Origin of the sequence: Streptomyces sp. NRRL B-1140, assembly GCF_001280065.1 — a bacterium.
GTDB lineage: Bacteria > Actinomycetota > Actinomycetes > Streptomycetales > Streptomycetaceae > Streptomyces.
This window is the reverse complement of record NZ_LGEA01000069.1, coordinates 159317-179631: the sequence shown is the minus strand read 5'-3', so window position 1 is coordinate 179631 and position 20315 is coordinate 159317. Positions and strand designations below refer to the sequence as shown.

Genomic DNA, 20315 nt, shown 5'->3' with positions numbered 1-20315 from the left:
CGTTAGTCCGCCGGGGTGTCTGCCGCGGGTTGGAACTCGAGGGGATTTGGGGGTTGGGTTGAGCGGCGGGCCCCGCCGGTGGAGTCCACCGGGTACTCGTACAGGTAGTCGCCGAGGTGGAACACCACGTCGACGTCCTCCTGCGCCAGATGCCGGAAGGCCGTGAAATAGCCGTCCTGGTAGGCCTGGCAGGCCACGGCGGCCAGCCGCATGGTCCCGGTGTCCGTGCCCGGGGCCGGGGCCGTACGGGTCCGGCCGACGGGGCTGATCCAGCTTCCCACCCGGAACCGGTAGTAGTAGTGGCTGTCCGGCATCAGGCCCTTGACGTCGATGTGCACGCTGTGGGCGTACTCGGGATGGGCCGTGGCGGTGCCCTGCTGTACGGCGATCGCGAACCACTCGTCCAAGGCCACCTCCCAGTCGACCACGATCCGCTGCCGGCCCAGTCCGCCGTCCTCGGCGAACGGTTCGGGGGCCAGCCGGGTCCAGATCAGTACCGAGTCGGGCAGGGGGTCGCCGGAGGCCACACCCAGGGTGAACGGGTCGTCGGACACCCGGGCCGCGTCGAGTTCGGGAGCGGCGGTGGCGCCGCGGGCCGGCCGGTTGGTGGTGAAGGCGAGCATCGCCGCCGCGGCGGTGACCGTCAGGAACCGGCGGCGGGCGACGTACGGCGCGGCGGTGCGCAGTACGTCGTCGTGCGGGGAGAAGGCATGCTCGGACGCTGCTCTTCGACGGCCCGTCAGCGCCATCTGGTGTCCTCTCGTACGGGGCGGTTGCGCTCCCGTGCGGATGCATGGGGACATCGTCGGCGTGCGGAGCGCGGAGCTCGCATGCTAAGCAGACAAAATGCCCTGAACGGGCGCGACGTGCGGAGGGTTCACACCACAGGCGGTACACCGGCGGCCCGGTGCGCGGTGCGGCGGTCGACAGGAAGACGCCGTGCCGGTGAACGCGCGGCATGAGAAGGCGTCGACCGGCCCGCGGCTCACGGAGGGATCACGTGCAGGTGTTCGTCGGAGGCCGATCCGGCGGCCGCCGGATCGGCCTCCGACAGGGACACCACCTCGCCGCCGTCCTGGTCCTTATCGGTTGACGGACCGCATGCCTGCCTCGTCGTACCGCTCACCGGCGGCCTCGGGCAGCTCCGCGTCGATCCGGGCCAGGTCGTCCTTCGTCAGGTCGATGTCGACGGCGGCGGCGTTCTGCTTCAGGTAGGCGCGGCGCTTGGTGCCCGGGATCGGAACCAGATCCTCGCCTTGGGCCAGCACCCAGGCGATGGCCAGCTGAGCCGGCGTGACGTCCTTCTCGGCGGCGATCTCCTTCACCTTCGCCGCCAGCCGCAGGTTCGCCTCCAGGTTGGCGTCCTGGAAGCGCGGGTTCTGACGGCGCCAGTCGTCGGCGTCCAGGTCGTCCGGGGAAGTGAACCGCCCGGCGAGAAAGCCGCGACCGAGGGGCGAGTACGGTACGAAGCCGATGCCCAGCTCCCTGCAGGCGGGCAGCACCTCGGCCTCCACGTCCCGCGACCACAGCGAGTACTCGCTCTGCACGGCCGTGATCGGGTGCACGGCGTGCGCACGCCGGATGGTCCGGGCGCTCGCCTCACTCAGCCCGATGTAGCGCACCTTGCCCTCGGCGACGAGTTCGCCCAGCGCGCCGACCGTCTCCTCGATGGGCACGTTCGGGTCGACCCGGTGCTGGTAGTACAGGTCGATGTGGTCGCTTCCCAGACGCCTCAGCGAGCCGTGGACGGACCTGCGGACGTGTTCGGCCGAGCCGTCCTGCGGGCCGACCGTGCCGATGTCGCCCGGTACGGCGTCGTCCATCCGGTAGTTGAACTTCGTCGCGATCACATACTCGTCGCGGCGCCCCCGGATCGCCTCGCCGACGAGGGACTCGTTGGTGAGCGGGCCGTACATCTGCGCGGTGTCGAGGAAGTTCACCCCGAGGTCGAGGGCGTGCCGGATCGTCGCGACGCCCTCCGCCTCGTCGGCGGTTCCGTAGAAGGCGGACATGCCCATGCACCCCAGGCCGATGGCCGATACCTGCAATTCCCGCAGACTGCGCTTCTGCATGTCGTGTTCCAGCCTTCCCTGCACGCTTGATCGTCCTTCGGGCGGCACGAGGCCTCCCGTCCCTCCAGGCATGGACGCCACCACTCGGCATCCCAGGGGGAGCGGGCGCCGAGACGGCTTCGTGCACCCTTGCGTCCTCGACGCTATGACTTCGAGCGCACTCCAGGGCAAGTCGGATGTGAGGAACGCCGGGAGGGGGGGTCGGTGAAGTGCATCTCCTGTGCGGTCTCGGGGCGAAGCAGAGGGAAGAGCAAGGACCGCATCGGAGGGAGCGTGATCACCGATGACGAGATGGGTGCCCCGGCCTGATGGCGGACGGCCCTCGGGGAAACCCTGCTCCCACACCTGGACGGCGGACCCGCCCCCGCTGAGCGAGACGTGCGCGTCCTGCGCGGCGCGCGGACGCACACCGGCCGACCTGTTGCTGTGCCTGACCTGCGGCCACGTGGGCTGCAACGACAGCTCTCCCGGCGCTCACGCCACGGTCCACTTCGACTCCAGCGCACATCCGGTGGCCCGCACCCTGGCACGCGACCGGGAGTGGGCCTGGTGCTACGAGGACGAGGTGTACCTGGACCCGCTGAAAGCGCCCGTGCCGCGTTTCGCCCCGCGGACGCCGGAGTCGGTCTGGGACTATCCTCGGCCGCCCGTCATGCGGGAGGACGACCGTGACGTGCGGGTGGAGTGCGCCGGCCGGACGGTGGCCGAGACCCGCAGGGCCGTCCGGGTCCTGGAGACCAGTCATCCCCCCGTCTTCTACATCCCTCCGCGGGATGTCCGTACGGAGCTCCTGTTCCCGGCGGCAGCAAGCCGGACCTGGTGCGAATGGAAGGGCTCTGCCCGGTACTGGGACGTCATCGTGGGAGACGACGTACGCGCTCGTGCCGCTTGGAGCTATCCCCGGCCCGAGGCCGGCTACGCACCCCTCGCCGCCTTCTTCGCCTTCTACCCGAGCCGCATGGACCGCTGCACGGTGGACGGAGAGGAGGCGACAGCGCAGGAGGGCGACTTCTACGGTGGCTGGATCACCGCGGAGGTGCGGGGACCGTTCAAGGGCGCCCCGGGCACCCGACTGTGGTGAGGGAGGAGAGTGTCGCGCTCACCGTCGCTCCCGCTGTGCAGCCGCAAGCTCTCGTGCTCTTCTTCCCCGGGTGCGGTCGAAGGACGTGTCAGCCGCCCCGAAGGGCGACCGCCAGCGTGAGTTCGAGGACCCGGTGCGGCGATGCGAGATCCGGAAAGAGCTCCCGCAGCTGTGTCATCCGGTACCGGACCGTCTGGGGATGGACGAACAACGCCGCCGCCACCTCCTCCCGCCTCCCTTGGTGCAGCAGCCACGCCCGCAACGTCTCCTCCAACCGTCGCGCGGTCTCGTCGGGCAAGGTCCGCAACGGTGCGAGGGCCCGGGCGCGCAGGTCCGCGAGCGCGTCAGCGTCGGCGCTCAGCACCAGCTCGGGCAGGTGGTCCTCGGTGTCGCGGATATCGGTGGAGAGGGAGCGGGCGCGTACGGCTCGTGCGTGTGAGGCGGACGCCCGGGTCCAGGGCCGGGCCGGGCCGACCACGGCGGTGCGGTCGGTCAGCTGCCGCAAGAGATGTGATCGGTCGGCGTCGGGGACGAGCAGCACACCGGTGGCGTCCGGCAGATCGTCGAGGACGAGGGTGCTCGGGTCGAGCGTGCGGTAGGCGGGCCGGGCCTGGGCGGCGGGCAGCAGGACCGCGGTCAGCGAAACCGGAGGCTGCCACCCGGCCCGTTGCGCAGAGGCCAGCAGCACGTCCGGGCTCGCACCGGCCAGGAGGTCGCGGGCCAGGTGTTCCAGGTGGCGCTCGTGAGCCCTGCCCTGGGCGGCCAGTTCGTCGGCGTGCCCCGCGGCGCTCGCGGCGGAGAGCTCGTCGATGTAGGCGAAGGTCAGTTCGGCGAACTTGGCCACCTCGGCGGCGGGCAGACCTGCGGGTACGGCACCGGCTGCCAGGCATCGCCAGGCCACGCGGGCGCCGACGCGATAGGCGCTGAGCAGGGCGTCCATCGAACGGCCGTCGCGCACCTCGCCTCGGCCCAGCTCATAGGCCGCGTCACCGGCGTCGCCGCCTGTGGCGTTCCCGCTCGCGAGGTCCAGGTAGTGACCCAGGGCGGTGCGGACGGCTCGGCGAATGGTGCCGCCCATGTGGCCCGAGAGGGCGTTGGCGTAGGGAGGGACCTCGTCGATGATCGCCTGGACGACCTCGTCGGCGGTGGTCTTCAGCGCGGCCCTGAGTGCGGTGACCGTCGTCTCATCCAGGGCCAGTTCGCTGGCCCTCTGGGTTGCATGGCTCACGTTTTTGTTCCCTGCGAACAATTCAGTTGCCCAGATTTACGTCCTGCGGTCAGGACTTTACGCCCTGAGGCACAGCAATCTGGAGTCATGACGAGCACAGCCCTCCGCAGCAGGGCATGGAAACTGCTGGAGATGGTCACGACGCCGCTGCTGCCGTCGGACTACCTCGACCTGGTCAGCCCGCTGCGTGCGGGCGCTGACCTGCGTGGGCGCATCGAGGCCGTGCACCCCGAGACGGGTGACGCGGCGACTGTCGTGATCAGGCCGGGACGGGGCTGGCGCGGCCACACGGCCGGCCAGTACGTGCGGATCGGGGTCGACGTCGACGGGGTGCGCCTGTGGCGTGCCTACTCCATCACCTCGCCGGCGAACCGCCAGGACGGCCGCGTCACGATCACCGTGAAGGCGATCCCGGACGGCAAGGTCAGCAACCACCTGGTCCGCAGGGCGAAACCGGGCACGCTGATCCAGCTCGACCAGGCGGCCGGTGACTTCGTGCTGCCGCAGACCAAGCCCGCCAAGGTGCTCTACCTGACGGCCGGCAGCGGCATCACACCTGTGATGGGCATGCTGCGCGACACCGAGTTCGACGACGTCGTCATGGTCCACTGCGCGCCACAACCGCACGACGTGATCTTCCGCGGCGAACTGCACGACCTGGTCGCGGACGGCAAGCTGCGGCTCACCGAGGTGCACACCGACACGGACGGCATGCTCGACATCGCCCGTCTCGACGAACTCGTGCCCGACTGGGCCGAGCGCGAGACCTGGGCGTGCGGGCCCGCGGGCCTGCTCGACGCCGCCGAGAAGCACTGGGCCGGGCACGGCGTACCGGAGCGCCTGCACACCGAACGCTTCCGGCCGTCCGTCGTCGCCACCGGCGACGGCGGTGAGGTCACGTTCAGCGCCACCGGCAAGACCGTCGACGCGGACGGCGCCACGCCGTTGCTGGACGTCGGCGAGGAGGCCGGTGTGCTCATGCCGTCCGGGTGCCGCATGGGCATCTGCTTCGGCTGCGTCACTCCGCTCAAGGCGGGCGCCGTCCGCGACCTGCGCACCGGTGAGATCACCGAGGCAGAGCCGGGCGTCCTCATCCAGACCTGCGTGTCCGCCGCCGCGGGCCCCTGTGACATCGAACGGTAGGAGCACTTTGACCGCCATCGACCCCACCGCCCACCTGACCGCGGAGCAGATCGAGGAGCTCGGCCGCGAGCTGGACGCGATCCGCGACGAGGTGATCGCCGGCCGCGGCGAGAAGGACGCCGCCTACATCCGCAAGGTCATCTCGGCGCAGCGCACGCTCGAGCTGGTCAGCCGGGGCGTGCTGCTGTTCTCGATGTTCCCGCCGGCGTGGGTGCTCGGCACCGCCGGCCTCTCCGTGGCGAAGATCATGGACAACATGGAGATCGGCCACAACATCCTCCACGGCCAGTGGGACTGGATGCGGGACCCGAAGATCCACTCCACGACCTGGGAGTGGGACCACGTCTCGCCGGCCGACCAGTGGAAGCACTCGCACAACGAGCTGCACCACACGTACACCAACGTGATCGGCAAGGACAACGACCTCGGCTACGGCATCATGCGCGTCGACGAGGACCAGAAGTGGCACCCGTTCCACCTCGGCCAGCCGCTGTGGAACTTCATCAACGCCTGCTTCTTCGAGTACGGCATCGCCGCGTACGACCTGGAGCTGGGAAAGAACCTGCACAAGCGGCGCCGCAAGAACCCGGAGTTCCGCGCGCGGGCCAGGGCCGTGGGCCGCAAGATCCGCAAGCAGGTGCTCAAGGACTACGTGATCCACCCGCTGCTGTCCGGCCCGTCCTTCCTGCCCACGCTCGCCGCCACGTTCACCGCGAACCTGGTACGGAACCTCTGGTCCCACTCCGTGATCATGTGCGGCCACTTCCCCGAGGGCGTCCAGGTCTTCGAGCGCCGGTCGATCAAGGGCGAGACGCGCGGCCAGTGGTACCTGCGCCAGATGATGGGCTCGGCGAACATCAGCGGCAGCAAGGCCATGCACTTCATGACCGGCAACCTGTCGCACCAGATCGAGCACCACCTGTTCCCGGATCTGCCGAGCAACCGGTATGCCGAGGTCGCGGTGAAGGTGCGCGCACTGTTCGAGAAGTACGAGCTGGAGTACGTCACCGGGCCGTTGCCCAAGCAGGTCTTCTCCGCGTGGCGCAAGGTCTTCCGGCTCTCGCTGCCGAACAGGAAGCCCGAGGTCACGACCCCGGAACGCGAGCAGGAACTCGTAGCGGCCTGATTCCCGGTGCTGCTTCAGGCAACGGCCGGCGGTGGGGGCCCGGTGAGCGTGCCGGGCCCCCGGCCGGGCCTCGTGGCCGGCCGAACCGGCTGCCGCACCGGCCAGGCGCTCAGCGGGCCTGCTGGGCGGCGGCTGCGGCCGCGGCGGGCTCCCGTGCCGGGAGGTGGTAGACGTGGAAGGCCCGCCCGATGACGGGCTGGGCCACGTTGCGCACCCGCACGCCGCCGCTCGTCATACCGTGCTCGGTGCCGGCGTGCGCGTGCCCGTGCACCGCGAGGTCCGCGCCGGCGGTGTCGATCGCCTCGGCGAGCAGATAGCTCCCCAGGAACGGGTAGATCTCCAGCGGCTCGCCCGCCAGGGTGTCCGGGACGGGGGAGTAGTGGGTCAGGGCGATCCGCGCGTCACAGCCGTCCCGGGCCAGTTGCTCCAGGGCGGTCCGCAGACCGTCGGCGCACCGGCGTGAGTGCTGGACGAACTCCTTCATCACCGGTTCGCCGAACTCCCCGGCGCACCGGCCCACGAAGCCGCCCCCGAACCCCTTGGTCCCGGCGACGCCGATCCGCGCCCCGCCGCTCTCCACCACCGTGCTCTGCCCTTCCAGCACCTGCGCGCCGGCGTCCCGGAGAATGGCGGACACCTCGTCCGGGCGATCGTCGTGGTGGTCGTGGTTGCCGAGGACGGCGACGACCGGAACGGCCAGGTCCTGGATCTCCCGGGCCACCACCCGCATCTCCTCGGGCGTGCCGTGCCGGGTCAGGTCCCCGGCCAGCAGCAGGAGGTCGGCGCACTCGGGCAGGGTCTCGAAGGCGGGGCGGAGCACGCCCTGGCTGTCGGGCCCCATGTGGATGTCTCCGACGGCTGCGACGCGGATCATGAGAGTTCCTCGGCGTGGTCGGGGGAGGACGCCTCGGTGACCACGAGGTCGCTGTGCACGGGGAATCCGGCGAGCTCCTCGTGGACGGTGCGCACGATCTCGTCGCGGCAGGGCGCCGAGGGCACGGTACCGGTGAGCAGGACCGTCCGGCCGCGGGCCTCGACCCGCACGCCCAGTTCCCCGAGCTCGCCGGAGGCGAGGCGGTCCTGGAGGTGGGCGATGCGGTAGTCCAGGTTCTCGGCCGGCGGCCCGCCGCCCGTGTCCTGGGAACCGTGGGTGCTCATGGGTGCTCCTTCAGATGACGTTCAGGCGTTCCAGGAGGAAGAAGAAGGCCGCCGGCATGGGTTCGTCCCCGCACTCGCGCCGGACCTTCTCCCAGTCGACCTTCTCCCGCAGGGCACGTGCGATGGGCAGGGCCGCCCCGAAGTCGCAGTGGTGCTCCGAGAACGCGGCGGTCAGACTCCACAGCAGATCGGTCGGGGCCAGTACGGGCATACGCACCGAGTCGACCGACAGCTCCTGCGCCCGCTCCAGCATGTCCGCGCCGACCGGCCGGTGTGCCAGCTCGAAGATGATGTCGACCGGCTGCCCGAAGCACGTGGCCTTGATCAGCCAGTCCTCCGGCGGGGTGTACACCGTCAGCCCGGCCTCGTGGAGCGTGGCCGCCACCGCTTCGGCGTCCTCGGGGCGGATCGCGAAGTCGACGTCGTGCTGCAGGTTCTTCTCGCCGCCGTGGGCGTACGCGGCCACACTCCCGGCCAGCGCGAACAGGTGCCCCTCCCGCTTCAGCAGGGCGCCGACCTGTTTGGCCGCTTCCAGGAGCGCCTGGTTGCGGTCCTGGGGGAGTTCCTGCAGCGGCTGGTCCGCCTGCGGATCCTGTGGTGGCGCGGGCTCGGCACCGTTCGGTGCCGTCCGGAGGTCGGGGATCCCCGGTCGCCGGACGAGCGTCGCGTCATCACCGTTCTGCGTCATGACCACTCCTTCGCCGAACCGGACACTCCGCCCTCGTGCGGTGTCCGGACCCAGACGGCCTGTGTGCCTGCTTTGAGTACCCGGTGCTCCCGGCCCGACACGGACGGCTTCCACGCGCCGGCACCCGGCCGGCCATCCCGGAGGACCCCGGCACCCCGGCCGAACAAGACAAGCGCATAACCTGACAAAAGCGGAATATGGGGCAAAGAGCTGGGAAGCCGGATCACGCCGCAGACAACGCGCTTGTGGAGGTCGACATGAACCAGGAGACATCACGTTCGTCGGAACTTCCGCAGCCGCTGCGGGCCGTCGCCTCCGGCCTCCGGCACCTGCCGGGCGCGCAACAGGTGGGCAAGGCGGCCACGGGCGCGCTGGACGTGATCGGCGCCGTCTCCCCGCGCGGCCGCCGGATGGCCGTCTACGCCGGCGCCGGGGTGCTCGGCGTGACCGGACTGGTGGAGTGGCCGGTGGCGGCGACCGGAGCCGCCGTCGCCTGGCTGACCCGGCCGCGACCCGGGCAGCGGCCCGACGGCGCGTCACCGAACGGCGGAAAGCAGACCGGCAGCAGCGCCGAACACCGCTCCGCCCGGACCGGCGAGGACGACGAGGACACCTCCGCGTACGGCCCCGGCGGCAGGCTCGCCTCCTCCCACTACCGGCACGACCGGCCGGAACCGCACGTCCACGAACAGCCCGCGAAGGTCGGCGACACCGCCACCGCCTCCGCCCTGAAGCAGGTCGCCGAGGCGACCGCGCACCACGGCGACGAGCAACCCCACGGGCACGCACACGACAGCCGCCCCGCCGGCTGAGTCGGGAAAGCACCAGATGCTCACACGCTTCGACGTCACCCCACTCGTCGGGGCCGTGGCCGGTGCGGCCGCAGGCGCCGCCCGCAGCACCGCCCAGTCGGTGACGTCCGTCTACGACACCACCCGCCGCGTCCGCAACGTCGCGCGCAACGCCCTGACCGGCGGACAGCACTGGAAGGCGGGGCAGCGCCTCCACTTCGCGCTGCGGCACTCCGAGGGTGACGCCGCAGCGCTCGCCCACCGCGTCGCCGAGGAACTCGTCGAGCACCCGGACGTCCTCACGGCCTACTGGGACGGGGGACTGGGGCGCCTGGTGGTCACCGTGGCCGAGGACGCCGCCACCGACCGCGTCACCGAGCGGGCCACCGCCCTCGCCACGCGCCTGGGCCTCGCCGAAGGCGTCGACCCGAACCTCCGGGACACCAGCCACCCCGGCGACCCCGCCGAGGTGCGCGTCACCGCTGCGGCGATCCTGCTGGACGCCGCCGGAGCGGCCGGCGCCCTGGCCGGCCGGTCCCTGCGGCTGCCGCCCACCTCGCGCGTCGTCACCGCCACAGTCACACTGCTGCGGGAGAACCCCCGCTTCCGGGCCCTGCTCCGGCAGCGGTTCGGCACGTCCGGCATGGAACTCCTCCTCGCCGCCGCGAACGCGGCCGCCCACGGCATCGGCCAGACCCCGCTGGCCCTCGTCCTCGACGGCATCCTGCGCGGCAACCAGCTCACGGAGGCGGTGGCCAGAGCCGCGGCCTTCGAGGCCCTGCACGACGACGTCTGCCACCACCGGCGCACCAGCGTGACCTGCCCCGCGGACGCCCGGCCGCCGCTGAAGGTGACCCCCGCCGCCGAGTACGCCTCCCACGCCAGCACGGGCAGCATCGTCGGCGCAGCCGCCACCCTGCTCGTCACCCACAGCGCCGGGGACGCGGCCGAGGCGGTCCTCGCCGGATCCCCCAAGGCCGCCCGCTACGGACCGGCCGCCTTCGGCGCGACGCTCGGCGCCTTCCTCGCCCACTCCGGGATCCTGCTGCGCAACGGAGAGCGCCTGCGGCAGCTGGAGATCGCCGACGCCCTCGTCCTGCACGCCGACGCCCTGCGCAGCCTGCGGCCAGACGGCGGCGACGACGGCCTGCCCGACGACCCGGTCCACCCCTTCGCCGAGGCCGTCCTGGACGCCGCCCGCCGGGCCGGACTGCACGTCGTGATCGCCGGCGGCTCCGACCTGAAGGACATCACCCGGCTCGCCGACGAGGTCGCCCCGAGCGCCGAGCCGTTCGGGGACGTCGTACGTGCCCTGCAGACCGAGGGGCGCGTGGTCGTGACCGTCGCCCGTCTGCACGAGTCCGGCGGCGGGCACCTCGCGGCCGGACTGCCCGCCGGTGACGTGGCCATCGCCCTCACCGACGGACGGGCAGCCGTCTCCTGGGGCGTCGACGTGCTGGCCCCGAGGGGCCTCGCCGATGTCTGGCGGTTGCTCACGGCGATCCCCGCGGCCCGGCGCGTCGGGCGCCGGTCGCAGACCCTGGCCCGCGCCGGCGCGGCCCTGTCCGGGCTCCTGGTCGCCCGCGGCGGGCAGCCCCCCGGCCGTCGCCTCCTGTGGCCGCTCACCCGGCACGCCCCCGTCAACATCGCCGCCGCGGGCGCCCTGATCACCGGCTGGCTCGAAGCCGTCCGCGTCGCCCGCGCCACCCCGCCCCCGCCCCGGCTGCACATCCCCTGGCACGCCCTGGAACCCCACGAGGTCCGTGACCGGCTGGGGCGCGCCGACCGCGACGCCGAGCCCCGCGGACTGGCCCTCGTCGCCGACCGCTCACGGCAGCAGGCCGTGCGCCTCACCCGGCACCCGGCACTCGCCCCCGCCCACTGGACCTGGCAGGCGGCCGGTGCCGTGCGCCGCGAACTCGACGACCCGCTGACCCCCGTCCTCGCCACGGGAGCCGTCGCCTCGGCGCTGCTCGGTTCGGTCGTCGACGCGCTGCTCGTCGTCGGCGCCATGGACCTCAACGCCGTGACCGGCGGACTCCAGCGGCTGCGCGCCGAACAGGCCCTGGCCCGGCTCGCCGCCCGGCAGCAGCCCAAAGCCCGCAAGCAGGACAGCCGCGAACACACGGTCACCGTCGACGCCGCCCGCCTGCGCCCCGGCGACGAGATCAGCCTCGGCGCCGGTGACGTCGTACCCGCCGACGCCCGGCTGCTGGACGTCGACGGCCTGGAGGTCGACGAGTCGGCGCTCACCGGCGAGTCCCTGCCGGTGACCAAAACCCTCGACGCCACCCCCGGCCTCCCCGTGGCGCAGCGCACCTGCATGGTCTTCGAGGGCACCACCGTCGTCGCCGGACGGGCCACCGCCCTCGTCGTGGACACCGGAGAGCAGACCGAGGCGGGCCGGGCCGTCACCCTCGCCGCCCGCACACCACCGCCCGCCGGCGTCCAGGCCCGGCTCCAGGAACTGACCCGCAAGGCCCTGCCGGTGACCTTCACCGGCGGCGCCGCCGTGACCGGACTGTCCCTGCTGCGCGGCAGCCCCGTCCGGCGCGCCGTCAGCGGCGGTGTCGCCGTCGCCGTCGCAGCCGTCCCCGAAGGCCTTCCGCTCGTCGCCACCGTCGCGCAGATGGCGGCGGCCCGCCGGCTCTCCCGCCGCGGCGTCCTGGTCCGCACCCCGCGCACCCTGGAGGCGCTCGGCCGGGTCGACACCGTCTGCTTCGACAAGACCGGAACCCTCACCGAGAACAAACTGCGCCTGGTCCGCGTCGCCACCGCCGACGGCACCGTCCTCGCCACGGACGACGAACGGGCCGGACCGATCGTGCGGCTGGCCGCGCGTGCCTGCCCCCCGGAGCAGACACGGCAGGGCCGCCGCGTCGCGCACGCCACCGACGAGGCCGTCCTCGACGTGGCCCCGCCCGACCAGGGCTGGGCCCCCACCGGTGAGCTGCCGTTCGAGACCCGCCGGGGCTACGCCGCCGCGGTCGGCCGCGACGGCGACCCGGACATGGGCGAAGTCCTCGTCGTCAAGGGCGCGCCCGAGACGATCCTGCCCGCATGCCGGGACCTGCCCGGCCACGCCTCGGACACCGCCCACGCGCTCGCCGGGCAGGGACTGCGCGTCCTGGCCGTGGCCCGCCGCGCCTGCCGGGCCGACGACGCCGAGGCCGCACTCGACGCCCCGCTCGCGGACCTGGAGTTCAGCGGCTTCATCGCCCTCGCCGACGTCCCGCGCGACACCTCGCACGCCCTGCTCGCGGAACTGCGCCGCTCCGGCATCCTGCCCGTCATGCTCACCGGCGACCACCCGGAGACCGCCCGCGCCATCGCCCTGCAACTGGGCTGGCCGGAGGAGACCGAGGCGGTGACCGGCGACGAACTCGTCGCCATGGAACGCCGCGAACGCGTCCGGGTCCTGCGCGGCGCGGGCGTCGTCGCCCGGGTCGCGCCCGAGCAGAAGCTGCACGTCGTGGAGGCCCTGCAACAGGCCGGGCGCGTCGTGGCGATGGCCGGTGACGGCGCCAACGACGCCGCCGCCATCCGCGCGGCCGACGTCGGCGTCGGCGTCGAGTCGCGCGGCTCGGCGGCCGCCCGCAACGCCGCCGACCTCGTGCTCACCACCGGCGACCTGTCCGTCCTCGTGGACGCGGTCACCGAGGGCCGTGCCCTGTGGCGCAGCGTCGCCGACGCGGTGAGCATCCTCATCGGCGGCAACGCCGGCGAGGTCGGCTTCAGCGTCCTGGGCACCCTGCTCGCCGGTGCCTCGCCCCTGTCGACCCGTCAGCTGCTGCTGGTCAACCTGCTCACCGACATGTTCCCCGCCATGGCCGTGGCCGTCACCCCGAGCAGTGACCCCGCGACCGCGGAACACGCGGCGACCGGCCCGATGGGCCTCGACGTCCTCGGCGCGCCCCTGCTGCGCTCCATCCGCCGCCGCGGCATCACCACCTGCTTCGGCGCGGTCGCGGCGTACCTCATCGGCCGCCTCACCCCCGGCACCGAACGCCGGTCCACCACCATGGCCCTGTGCGGTGTCGTCGGCGCCCAGCTCGTGCAGACCCTCTCCGGGCGGCGCCACAGCACACTGGTGTGGGTCACGGCCCTGGGCTCCGCCGCCGTCCTCGCCGCCCTCGTCCAGACCCCCGGCGTCAGCCACTTCTTCGGGTGCACCCCGCTCGGGCCCGTGGCCTGGGCCGGCGTCGCCCTGGCCATCGCCCTGTCGGCCCTGGCCCCCCGCCTCGAGCGGTTCCGGGCCGTCCACACCCTCTACGACGCCGCGGCCCGGCTCGCCCTGCGTTTCGACGACCTGAGCCGCCAGGCCCGGCACCTTTTCCGAAGCGGGATCGCCGCACCGGTGGCGTCGTAGCGCACAACACGAGGAGGCCGCCACCACGAGCAGTGGTGGCGGCCTCCTCACACCCGGTCAGACCTCGCCGCGCCAGGCGCCGGTCTCCGTCCCGCGCGCTTCCATGAACTGCTTGAACCGCTTCAGGTCACCGGAGACCTGCCGCTTCACGAAGCCCAGCTTGTCGCCGACGTTCTCGGCCACGCCACTGGGGTCGAAGTCCATCTGCAGCATGACCTTGGTCGTGTCGTCCTGGATACGGTGGAACGTCACCACACCGGCCTGCCGCGCCTCGCCGCCCACGGTGGTCCAGGCAACCCGCTCGTCCGGGACCTGCTCGGTGATCTCCGCGTCGAACTCCCGCGCCTGTCCGCCGACCTTCGTCACCCAGTGCGTGAGGGTGTCGGTGCGCTGCTCGATGCGCTCGACGCCGTCCATGAACTCGGGGAAGGACTCGAACTGCGTCCACTGGTTGTACGCGGTGTGCACCGGCACGCGGACCTCGATGGATTCCTCTACCTGCGACAAGGCGAAACCTCCCTCTCTCGTGTGTGAGCGACGGACGGGTACCAGATCTCGCGCCGCTCACTCCTCGTCATCACAAGTTGTCCGACCAGGTGTTTTTTCCGCCGTCGCTGGTACTCGGCCAGGAACTACGGACCGGGAGGTGATCGTCATGGCGGACACGCACCGCACGGCCCCCGCCGCTCCCCGCGCGGGGAGCGCGGCGGCAGGGGAGGAGCCTGTGGGCGAACTGGTGCAACGGGCCACCGAGCAACTGACCGACCTGGTGCGCGGCGAAATGCGCCTCGCCCAGGCGGAGATGACCGAGAAGGGCAAACGCTTCGGGAAGGGCGGCGGCTTGTTCGGCGGAGCCGGCGTACTCGGCTTCGTCACCCTCCAGGCCCTGGTCGCGACGGCGATCGCCGCCCTGGCCGTTCCGCTGCCGGTGTGGGCGGCGGCGCTGATCGTCACGGGCGTCCTGGCCGTCGCCACGGGCCTGGCGGCGCTGGCCGGCCGCAAGGAGATACGCAGCGCCACTCCGCCCGCCCCGCAGCAGACCATCGACAGCGTGAAGGCCGACGTGGCCGAGATCAAGGAGAGTGCACAGCGATGACCCAGCCTCCGCACGACGAGCCGACCGCCCGCAGCCAGGAGGAACTGCGCGAGCAGGTCGAACACACCCGCCACGAACTGGGCGACACCGTCCAGGCCCTGGCGGACCGGGCCGACGTCAAGACGCGCGCCCGCGAGAAGGCCGTCGCGGTCAGGGAACAAGCCGGGGCGAAGGCTCAGGAGTGGAGCGGGCAGGCGAGGTCCAAGGCCGCGCACGTCGCCCACACCGTGGAGGAGAAGCTGCCCGAGCCGGTCAAGCAGAAGGGCGCCGCCGCTGCTCAGAGCGCCAAGGAGAAGGCCGCACAGGCCGAGCAGGTCTGGCAGGACAAGGCCCCGCAGCAGGTGCGCGACCACCGTGCCGCCCTGCTCGCGGGCGCCGGTGCCGTCCTCGTGGCCTGCCTGCTGATCCGCCGCCGCGGAAAGCGCTGAGCCACAGCCACACCCCGGGTCCCTGCATCGCGCGCGGTGCAGGGACCCGCGCTTGCGTGGCGGGCTCCCGGACGGCAAGGTCGGGTGCCGTGGCCACCTTGCTGATCGTTCATCACACGCCCTCGCCGAACTGCCAGGCGCTGTTCGAAGCCGTCATCTCCGGCGCGACGGACCCCGAGATCGAGAACGTCCGGGTCGTCCGCGTGCCCGCGCTGTCCGCCACCGCTTCCGACGTCCTTGCCGCCGACGGCTTCCTCCTCGGCACCCCCGCGAACCTCGGCTACATGTCAGGAGCGCTCAAGCACTTCTTCGACCAGGTCTACTACCCGTGCCTGGACGCCACCCGCGGCCGTCCGTTCGGATACTGGGTGCACGGCGGCAACGACGTCACCGGAGCGGTACGCGGCATCGAGTCGGTCACGACGGGCCTCGGCTGGCGCCGCGCCGCCGAGGCCGTGACCGTGACCGGCGAGCCGGACAAGGGCGACCTCGAGCGGTGCTGGGACCTGGGCGCGACGGTGGCCGCCGGCCTCATGGGCTGAACGGCCCGGGCCGGCCGTCAGCTCTCGTCGGTCTCCTCCAGCCGGCGCCGGTCCTGCTCGTCCCACGCCCGGGTGTCCCGCGGCTGGGTGTACGGCTCGGCCTCGGGCGGATGCCCACCGGCGATGGCCCGCTGGCGCACCGTCTCCGCGTCGAACTCCAGGCCCAGCAGGATCGCCAGGTTGGTGATCCACAGCCAGACGAGGAAGACGATGACACCGGCCATCGTGCCGTAGGTCTTGTTGTACGAGGCGAAGTTGGCCACGTAGACCGCGAAGCCGGCCGACGCGACCATCCAGATCAGCAGGGCCAGGCAGCTGCCCGGAGTGATCCAGCGGAACCCCTTCACCTTGGCGTTCGGCGCCGCCCAGTACAGGATCGCGATCATGCTCACGACCAGCAGAACCAGGACGGGCCACTTGGCGATCGACCACACCGTCAGCGCGGTGTCGCCGATGCCCAGGGCGTCTCCGGCCTGCTGTGCCAGCCCGCCCGAGAACACCACGATCAGCGCGCTGATGACGGCCATCACCAGCAGCGCGACCGTCACGCCCACCCGCATCGGCAGCAGCTTCCACACCGGCCGGCCCTCGGGCATGTCGTACACGGCGTTGGCGGAGCGGATGAACGCCCCCACGTAACCGGAGGCCGACCACACCGCCAGCACCAGACCGACGACCGCCATCAGCGACCCGATGCCGGCGTTGCCCTGCAACTGGTCGACGGCCCGGGTGATGATGTCGCCCGCCGAGCCGGGGACGAGCTCGCGTACGTTCTCGGTCACCTTGTCGGTGGTCGACCGGCCGGTGAGGCCCAGCATCGACACCAGCACCAGCAGCGCGGGGAACAGCGCCAGCACCCCGTAGTACGTCAGCGCGGCGGCGCGATCGGTGAGCTCGTCGTCCTTGAACTCCCGCACGCTGCCCTTGAGCACCGCGACCCACGACTTCCGGGGCATATCGGTCGGCGAGTCCGGCGCCGCGCGCTCCACATCGGGACCCGGTCCCGGCTCGTCGAAAGCGGCTGCGGCCTCTTCCCGGCGCTCCATGCCGGTGGGATCGTCCCGGCGCTCCGCCCCGGAAGCGGGCTCCTGCCGATCCGTCGGCGCGGTGTCCTGGCGGTCCGCATCACCGGCGTCCCGCCGGTCCGCCGCGGGCTCCGGCTCCCGGCGGTCCGTCTCGGTGGTCGCCCGCGTCCCTGAGGACGGGCTCTCAGGAGGCGGGGACTCGGATGCGGTGTGTTCTTTTCGTCCCGGAATATGCAGCTTCACCATGTGAGACGGGTAACCCCAGGTCGAACCCTTAAGCCGCGCGCGTGCACAACCGGCCCGGACATCGAGTAGAAAGCGCTCCCACGGGCACGATGCCGCCATGACCACCTCACCCACCGTCCGCCCCTACCGCCCCGAGGACCGTCCGGCCCTGGACGACATCTGCGTCCGTACCGCCCACCATGGCGAGGACAGCCGGCCTCACTACGAGGATCCGGGCGTCTTCCCGGCGACCTTCGCGGCGCCGTACGTCCATCTGGAGCCGGAACTGGCCTTCGTGCTGGACGACGGGCGGGGAGAGGCGGTCGGCTACATCCTCGGCACGGCCGACACCCCGCGTTTCGCGGAAGCCTTCCGTGCCGAGTGGCTGCCCCTGGTGGCCAGCCGCTACCCGGAACCGCCCCACCCCCCGCGCACTCCGGACGAGGCGTTGGCGGGCATGCTGCACCACCCTGAGCGGATGGTGCTGCCCGAGCTGGCCGGCCATCCCGCTCATCTGCACATCGACCTGTTGCCCGCCTGGCAGGGCCGCGGGTACGGGCGCCGCCTGATGCGGACGTTCCTGCAAGCGCTGCAGGACGCGGGGGTCCCTGCCGTCCATCTGGCGATGTCGACGGCCAACACCCGGGCCAGGGCGTTCTACGACCGCATGGGCTTCGAGGAGCTCGACGTCCCCGAGCCGGGCGAGGCCACCTTCCTCGGGCGCACCACGAAGGAGCTCGACCGGCTCTGACCGATGTGTAAGCGGCGCAAACACGCATTGCGGCCCCTGACCGGCGGGCGGTCTGTGCAATGTGAGAGCGCTCCCACATAGGCGCGTGCTGTGCAGCGGTGGCCGGAGCGAGGGCGGCCGGTACAACTCCCTGGACACGGTCGGCGCCTGGAAGACGACGGACATCACCGGCAACTGTGAACTTCCGCAGACCTGCGCCTCCCCGCCGGACGGCGCGTCCGGCGGGGCCCGGCGGGTCCGGGCCTCATGAGAATTTTCCGAAAGTTTTCGAGTGAGTGAACACGGTGCCGCTCCCGTACGTATGGGGCGAGGGGATTTTCATGCCCGGCACGCCACAAGCGCAGGAGAGCACCCTTGGGACGCAACACGCGAAGACGCCCTACAGGCCCACGACGCGCGACCTTCGCCGCATTCGCACTGATCCTGGGCGGAGGCGGCCTGATGGCCGCGAACGTCTACGCCTCCGCCACGGACGGAGGTTCGGGCGGTGACTCAGCCCAGACGCGGTCCGGCACGGGGGGCCGGACCGCGGGCGCCACGATCGACTGCCCGGACGTCGGCGTCAAGCTGACCTCGGTCCCCGAACCGGCGCGGGGGGAGGTCGACAAGGAACTCGCCCTCCTGGACGAGCAGATAGCCAAGGCGTACCAGCGGCTGACCGAATCGGCCCAACAGGTGCAGCGGGACCCCGGCTTCGCCGACAGTGCCGTCGTGAACCCGCTGAAGGAGAAGCGGGCCGCGACCCTCGAGCGCATCGCCATCGCCATCGACCGCGTGGGAGACCGCCCCGAGGGGCTCGACGCCCTCGCCGCCTGCACCCTCCAGGACGGCAACCAGGCTCCCGCCCAGGGCGAAGGCCAGGCCGCCGCCGCAAGCCCGCAGCCCGGCCAGGAGCAGGGCCAGGCAGGCCAGGGGCAGCAGAACGGCCAGGGGCAGGGCGCCAACGGCGGACAGGCGGGCAACGGCCCCGTCGCCGCCGACTTCGCGGACATCAAGAGCGTCCAGCCCAACGTGAACAACCCCCGCGAGGAGGGCGGCGCGTCCCGCGGCTCCTTCGCCACCAGCTGCGGCGTGAACGAGAACGGGCTGTTCAACTCCGACAACATCATCGCCGCGCCGGGTGTCACCAACGGCGCCCACCACTTCCACGACTACGTCGGGAACCAGGGCAACAACGCCTTCGCCAGCGACCAGGAGCTCGCGAAAGCCGGGACCAGCTGTGAGGACCAGGGCGACAAGTCGTCCTACTACTGGCCCGTCGTGCGTCTGCAGAACGGCGCCGCGGAGCAGGACGCCGACAAACCCGGCGGCGGCATCGAGGGCAACGCCGGCGAGATCGTGACGCCGAAGCAGGTCACGCTGACGTTCGTCGGCAACCCGCGTGAGAAGGTCACGGCCATGCCGCGGCTGCTGCGCATCATCACCGGCGACGCCAAGTCGTTCGTCAACGGCCCGGCCAACGCCAACGCCTCCTGGAGCTGCACCGGCTTCGAGGACCGGCAGCTGAAGGACAAGTACCCGCTGTGCCCGCAGGGCAGCGACGTCGTACGGACCTTCAAGTTCCAGAGCTGCTGGGACGGCCGCAACATCGACAGCGCCAACCACCGCACCCATGTGGCGTTCGCGGACGCCTCCGGCAACTGCCCGTCCGGCTTCCGCCCCATCCCGCAGCTCGTGCAGCGCATCGTCTACGACATCGACGCGCCGAGCCTGCAGGACGGCGGCCGTACGACACCGCTGTTCGCGGTCGACTCCTTCCCGGAGCAGCTGCACAAGCCGGTCACCGACCACGGCGACTTCATCAACATCTTCGACGAGGATCTGATGGGGGAGATGGTCGACTGCATCAACGACGGCCGCACATGCGGAGCCGGAGCGGACGGCGGGCAGGACCCGGCACCGGGCGAGGAGCCGGAGGAAGAGCCCACCAAGACGCCGGAGGCTCCGCAGGAGGAGCCGACGAAGGCGCCCGAGGCCCCGCAGGAGGAGCCCACCGCGACCCCGGAGGCCCCGCAGGACGAGCCGACGAAGGAGCCGACGAAGGCTCCCGGGGCACCGCAGGACGGCAACGGCGGCCAGAAGCCCGGCGACCAGGGTGACGACGGCAAGGGTGAGGCCCAGAGGCCCCCGGCGGACAAGCCGGCCCCCGAACCGGAGCCCGGCGACGCGTCCACGGCCCCGGGCAAGGCACAGCCCTCGGTGAAGGCCACCGACTCGGCGGACGGCGGCAAGGCCGCCGGGCAGGGCGGCGGTGTGAAGGACGACGGCGAGGACGCGGAAGGCCTCGGCGAGTCCCAGGCCGTCGGCACGGCGACCAGTGCCGCCCCGACCCCGTCGGCCCCGTCCCGCACCGAACCCCAGGCGGTCGGCGAGGGTGGCCTGGCCGACACCGGAGCGCAGCTCTGGCCGGCCGCGGCGGGCGCAGTCCTGGTCATCGCGGGCTTCGTCGTCCTGCGCCGGGTGCGGCGCGGCTGAGAGCAACGCCAGGACGTGAGCCGTGAACGGCGGCGGGATCCCACCGGATCCCGCCGCCGTCGCGCATCTCGCGCCGAGGCCTCGCCCGGCCCCGCTGCCCCCCGCCGCCCCCTGACA

17 protein-coding genes and 2 pseudogenes are annotated in these 20315 nt (G+C 72.2%); 11 read left to right on the top strand and 8 right to left on the bottom strand.

What is annotated here, in order from left to right; translation table 11 throughout:
• Positions 1-5: 5 nt before the first annotated feature.
• Both ADK65_RS09330 and ADK65_RS09325 read right to left on the bottom strand, forming a co-directional pair.
• Positions 6-749: pseudogene (locus ADK65_RS09330) on the bottom strand (alkaline phosphatase D family protein); the annotation flags it as partial.
• Positions 750-1082: 333 nt separating this feature from the next.
• On the bottom strand, positions 1083-2072 hold the full coding sequence (locus tag ADK65_RS09325) for an aldo/keto reductase (RefSeq protein WP_053669478.1): 990 nt from the start codon (positions 2070-2072) through the stop codon (positions 1083-1085).
• A 283-nt stretch (positions 2073-2355) separates the two neighbouring features.
• Between ADK65_RS09325 and ADK65_RS39890 the strand changes: the two genes are divergently transcribed.
• The gene (locus tag ADK65_RS39890; RefSeq protein WP_078955875.1) at positions 2356-3153 is read left to right on the top strand and encodes a DUF427 domain-containing protein; all 798 of its coding nucleotides are present in this window, start codon (positions 2356-2358) and stop codon (positions 3151-3153) included.
• A gap of 88 nt (positions 3154-3241) precedes the next feature.
• On the opposite strand, the gene ADK65_RS09315 is transcribed toward ADK65_RS39890, so the two are convergent.
• Entirely contained in the window at positions 3242-4381 is a 1140-nt protein-coding gene (locus tag ADK65_RS09315; protein WP_053669477.1) for a PucR family transcriptional regulator, read from the bottom strand.
• An 87-nt stretch (positions 4382-4468) separates the two neighbouring features.
• Here ADK65_RS09315 and ADK65_RS09310 point away from each other — a divergent pair, with 87 nt between their 5' ends.
• Both ADK65_RS09310 and ADK65_RS09305 read left to right on the top strand, forming a co-directional pair.
• Positions 4469-5524 carry a ferredoxin reductase gene (locus ADK65_RS09310; protein ID WP_053669476.1) on the top strand — a complete coding sequence of 352 codons (1056 nt, stop codon included), beginning with the start codon at positions 4469-4471 and terminating at the stop codon, positions 5522-5524.
• Positions 5525-5531: 7 nt separating this feature from the next.
• Complete coding sequence (locus ADK65_RS09305; RefSeq protein ID WP_053669475.1) at positions 5532-6650, top strand: fatty acid desaturase family protein; 1119 nt, start codon at positions 5532-5534, stop codon at positions 6648-6650.
• Positions 6651-6759: 109 nt separating this feature from the next.
• Here ADK65_RS09305 and ADK65_RS09300 read toward each other — a convergent pair whose 3' ends face one another.
• From ADK65_RS09300 to ADK65_RS09290, 3 genes are read right to left on the bottom strand one after another with little or no spacing between them, the layout of a single operon-like run.
• Positions 6760-7524 (bottom strand): metallophosphoesterase family protein, encoded by a 765-nt coding sequence (locus ADK65_RS09300; protein WP_053669474.1) that lies wholly within the window; start codon positions 7522-7524, stop codon positions 6760-6762.
• Positions 7521-7808, bottom strand: coding sequence for a BON domain-containing protein (locus tag ADK65_RS09295; protein ID WP_053669473.1), 288 nt, complete (start codon positions 7806-7808; stop codon positions 7521-7523). The genes ADK65_RS09300 and ADK65_RS09295 overlap by 4 nt, the downstream gene beginning before the upstream one ends.
• Before the next feature lie 10 nt (positions 7809-7818).
• Positions 7819-8496 carry a nucleotidyltransferase family protein gene (locus tag ADK65_RS09290; RefSeq protein ID WP_053669472.1) on the bottom strand — a complete coding sequence of 226 codons (678 nt, stop codon included), beginning with the start codon at positions 8494-8496 and terminating at the stop codon, positions 7819-7821.
• A gap of 257 nt (positions 8497-8753) precedes the next feature.
• Here ADK65_RS09290 and ADK65_RS38785 point away from each other — a divergent pair, with 257 nt between their 5' ends.
• Positions 8754-9308 carry a hypothetical protein gene (locus ADK65_RS38785; RefSeq protein ID WP_053669495.1) on the top strand — a complete coding sequence of 185 codons (555 nt, stop codon included), beginning with the start codon at positions 8754-8756 and terminating at the stop codon, positions 9306-9308.
• A 16-nt stretch (positions 9309-9324) separates the two neighbouring features.
• Positions 9325-13656 (top strand): cation-translocating P-type ATPase, encoded by a 4332-nt coding sequence (locus ADK65_RS09280; RefSeq protein WP_053669471.1) that lies wholly within the window; start codon positions 9325-9327, stop codon positions 13654-13656.
• A gap of 57 nt (positions 13657-13713) precedes the next feature.
• On the opposite strand, the gene ADK65_RS09275 is transcribed toward ADK65_RS09280, so the two are convergent.
• Positions 13714-14163 (bottom strand): SRPBCC family protein, encoded by a 450-nt coding sequence (locus ADK65_RS09275; protein WP_053669470.1) that lies wholly within the window; start codon positions 14161-14163, stop codon positions 13714-13716.
• A gap of 148 nt (positions 14164-14311) precedes the next feature.
• Here ADK65_RS09275 and ADK65_RS09270 point away from each other — a divergent pair, with 148 nt between their 5' ends.
• The 3 genes from ADK65_RS09270 (at position 14312) to ADK65_RS09260 (ending at position 15722) form a co-directional block, all read left to right on the top strand.
• Positions 14312-14752 (top strand): phage holin family protein, encoded by a 441-nt coding sequence (locus ADK65_RS09270; protein WP_107092249.1) that lies wholly within the window; start codon positions 14312-14314, stop codon positions 14750-14752.
• Complete coding sequence (locus ADK65_RS09265) at positions 14749-15180, top strand: DUF3618 domain-containing protein (RefSeq protein ID WP_053669469.1); 432 nt, start codon at positions 14749-14751, stop codon at positions 15178-15180. The genes ADK65_RS09270 and ADK65_RS09265 overlap by 4 nt, the downstream gene beginning before the upstream one ends.
• Before the next feature lie 89 nt (positions 15181-15269).
• Positions 15270-15722, top strand: a complete 453-nt coding sequence (locus ADK65_RS09260) for a flavodoxin family protein (RefSeq protein WP_053669468.1) — start codon at positions 15270-15272, stop codon at positions 15720-15722.
• Positions 15723-15739: 17 nt separating this feature from the next.
• On the opposite strand, the gene ADK65_RS09255 is transcribed toward ADK65_RS09260, so the two are convergent.
• Positions 15740-16768, bottom strand: coding sequence for a YihY/virulence factor BrkB family protein (locus ADK65_RS09255; RefSeq protein ID WP_053669467.1), 1029 nt, complete (start codon positions 16766-16768; stop codon positions 15740-15742).
• 322 nt (positions 16769-17090) lie between these two features.
• Here ADK65_RS09255 and ADK65_RS09250 point away from each other — a divergent pair, with 322 nt between their 5' ends.
• The 3 genes and pseudogenes from ADK65_RS09250 to ADK65_RS09245 all read left to right on the top strand — a co-directional run bounded on the left by ADK65_RS09250 (position 17091) and on the right by ADK65_RS09245 (position 20198).
• Positions 17091-17723, top strand: a complete 633-nt coding sequence (locus ADK65_RS09250; protein WP_053669466.1) for a GNAT family N-acetyltransferase — start codon at positions 17091-17093, stop codon at positions 17721-17723.
• Positions 17724-17811: 88 nt separating this feature from the next.
• A pseudogene (locus ADK65_RS37970) lies at positions 17812-17898 on the top strand (cellulose-binding protein); the annotation flags it as partial.
• A gap of 266 nt (positions 17899-18164) precedes the next feature.
• Complete coding sequence (locus ADK65_RS09245; protein WP_053669465.1) at positions 18165-20198, top strand: DUF1996 domain-containing protein; 2034 nt, start codon at positions 18165-18167, stop codon at positions 20196-20198.
• Positions 20199-20315: the final 117 nt, after the last annotated feature.

Excerpts from the sequence above, each read along its gene's own strand:
- ADK65_RS09245 (WP_053669465.1), top strand. The coding sequence starts at position 18,165 with ATGGCCGCGAACGTCTACGCCTCCGCCACGGACGGAGGTTCGGGCGGT.
- ADK65_RS09255 (WP_053669467.1), bottom strand. The coding sequence starts at position 16,768 with ATGGAGCGCCGGGAAGAGGCCGCAGCCGCTTTCGACGAGCCGGGACCG.
- ADK65_RS39890 (WP_078955875.1), top strand. The coding sequence starts at position 2,356 with ATGACGAGATGGGTGCCCCGGCCTGATGGCGGACGGCCCTCGGGGAAA.
- ADK65_RS09250 (WP_053669466.1), top strand. The coding sequence starts at position 17,091 with ATGACCACCTCACCCACCGTCCGCCCCTACCGCCCCGAGGACCGTCCG.
- ADK65_RS09290 (WP_053669472.1), bottom strand. The coding sequence starts at position 8,496 with ATGACGCAGAACGGTGATGACGCGACGCTCGTCCGGCGACCGGGGATC.
- ADK65_RS38785 (WP_053669495.1), top strand. The coding sequence starts at position 8,754 with ATGAACCAGGAGACATCACGTTCGTCGGAACTTCCGCAGCCGCTGCGG.
- ADK65_RS09280 (WP_053669471.1), top strand. The coding sequence starts at position 9,325 with ATGCTCACACGCTTCGACGTCACCCCACTCGTCGGGGCCGTGGCCGGT.
- ADK65_RS09265 (WP_053669469.1), top strand. The coding sequence starts at position 14,749 with ATGACCCAGCCTCCGCACGACGAGCCGACCGCCCGCAGCCAGGAGGAA.
- ADK65_RS09270 (WP_107092249.1), top strand. The coding sequence starts at position 14,312 with ATGGCGGACACGCACCGCACGGCCCCCGCCGCTCCCCGCGCGGGGAGC.
- ADK65_RS09310 (WP_053669476.1), top strand. The coding sequence starts at position 4,469 with ATGACGAGCACAGCCCTCCGCAGCAGGGCATGGAAACTGCTGGAGATG.
- ADK65_RS09300 (WP_053669474.1), bottom strand. The coding sequence starts at position 7,524 with ATGATCCGCGTCGCAGCCGTCGGAGACATCCACATGGGGCCCGACAGC.
- ADK65_RS09325 (WP_053669478.1), bottom strand. The coding sequence starts at position 2,072 with ATGCAGAAGCGCAGTCTGCGGGAATTGCAGGTATCGGCCATCGGCCTG.
- ADK65_RS09295 (WP_053669473.1), bottom strand. The coding sequence starts at position 7,808 with ATGAGCACCCACGGTTCCCAGGACACGGGCGGCGGGCCGCCGGCCGAG.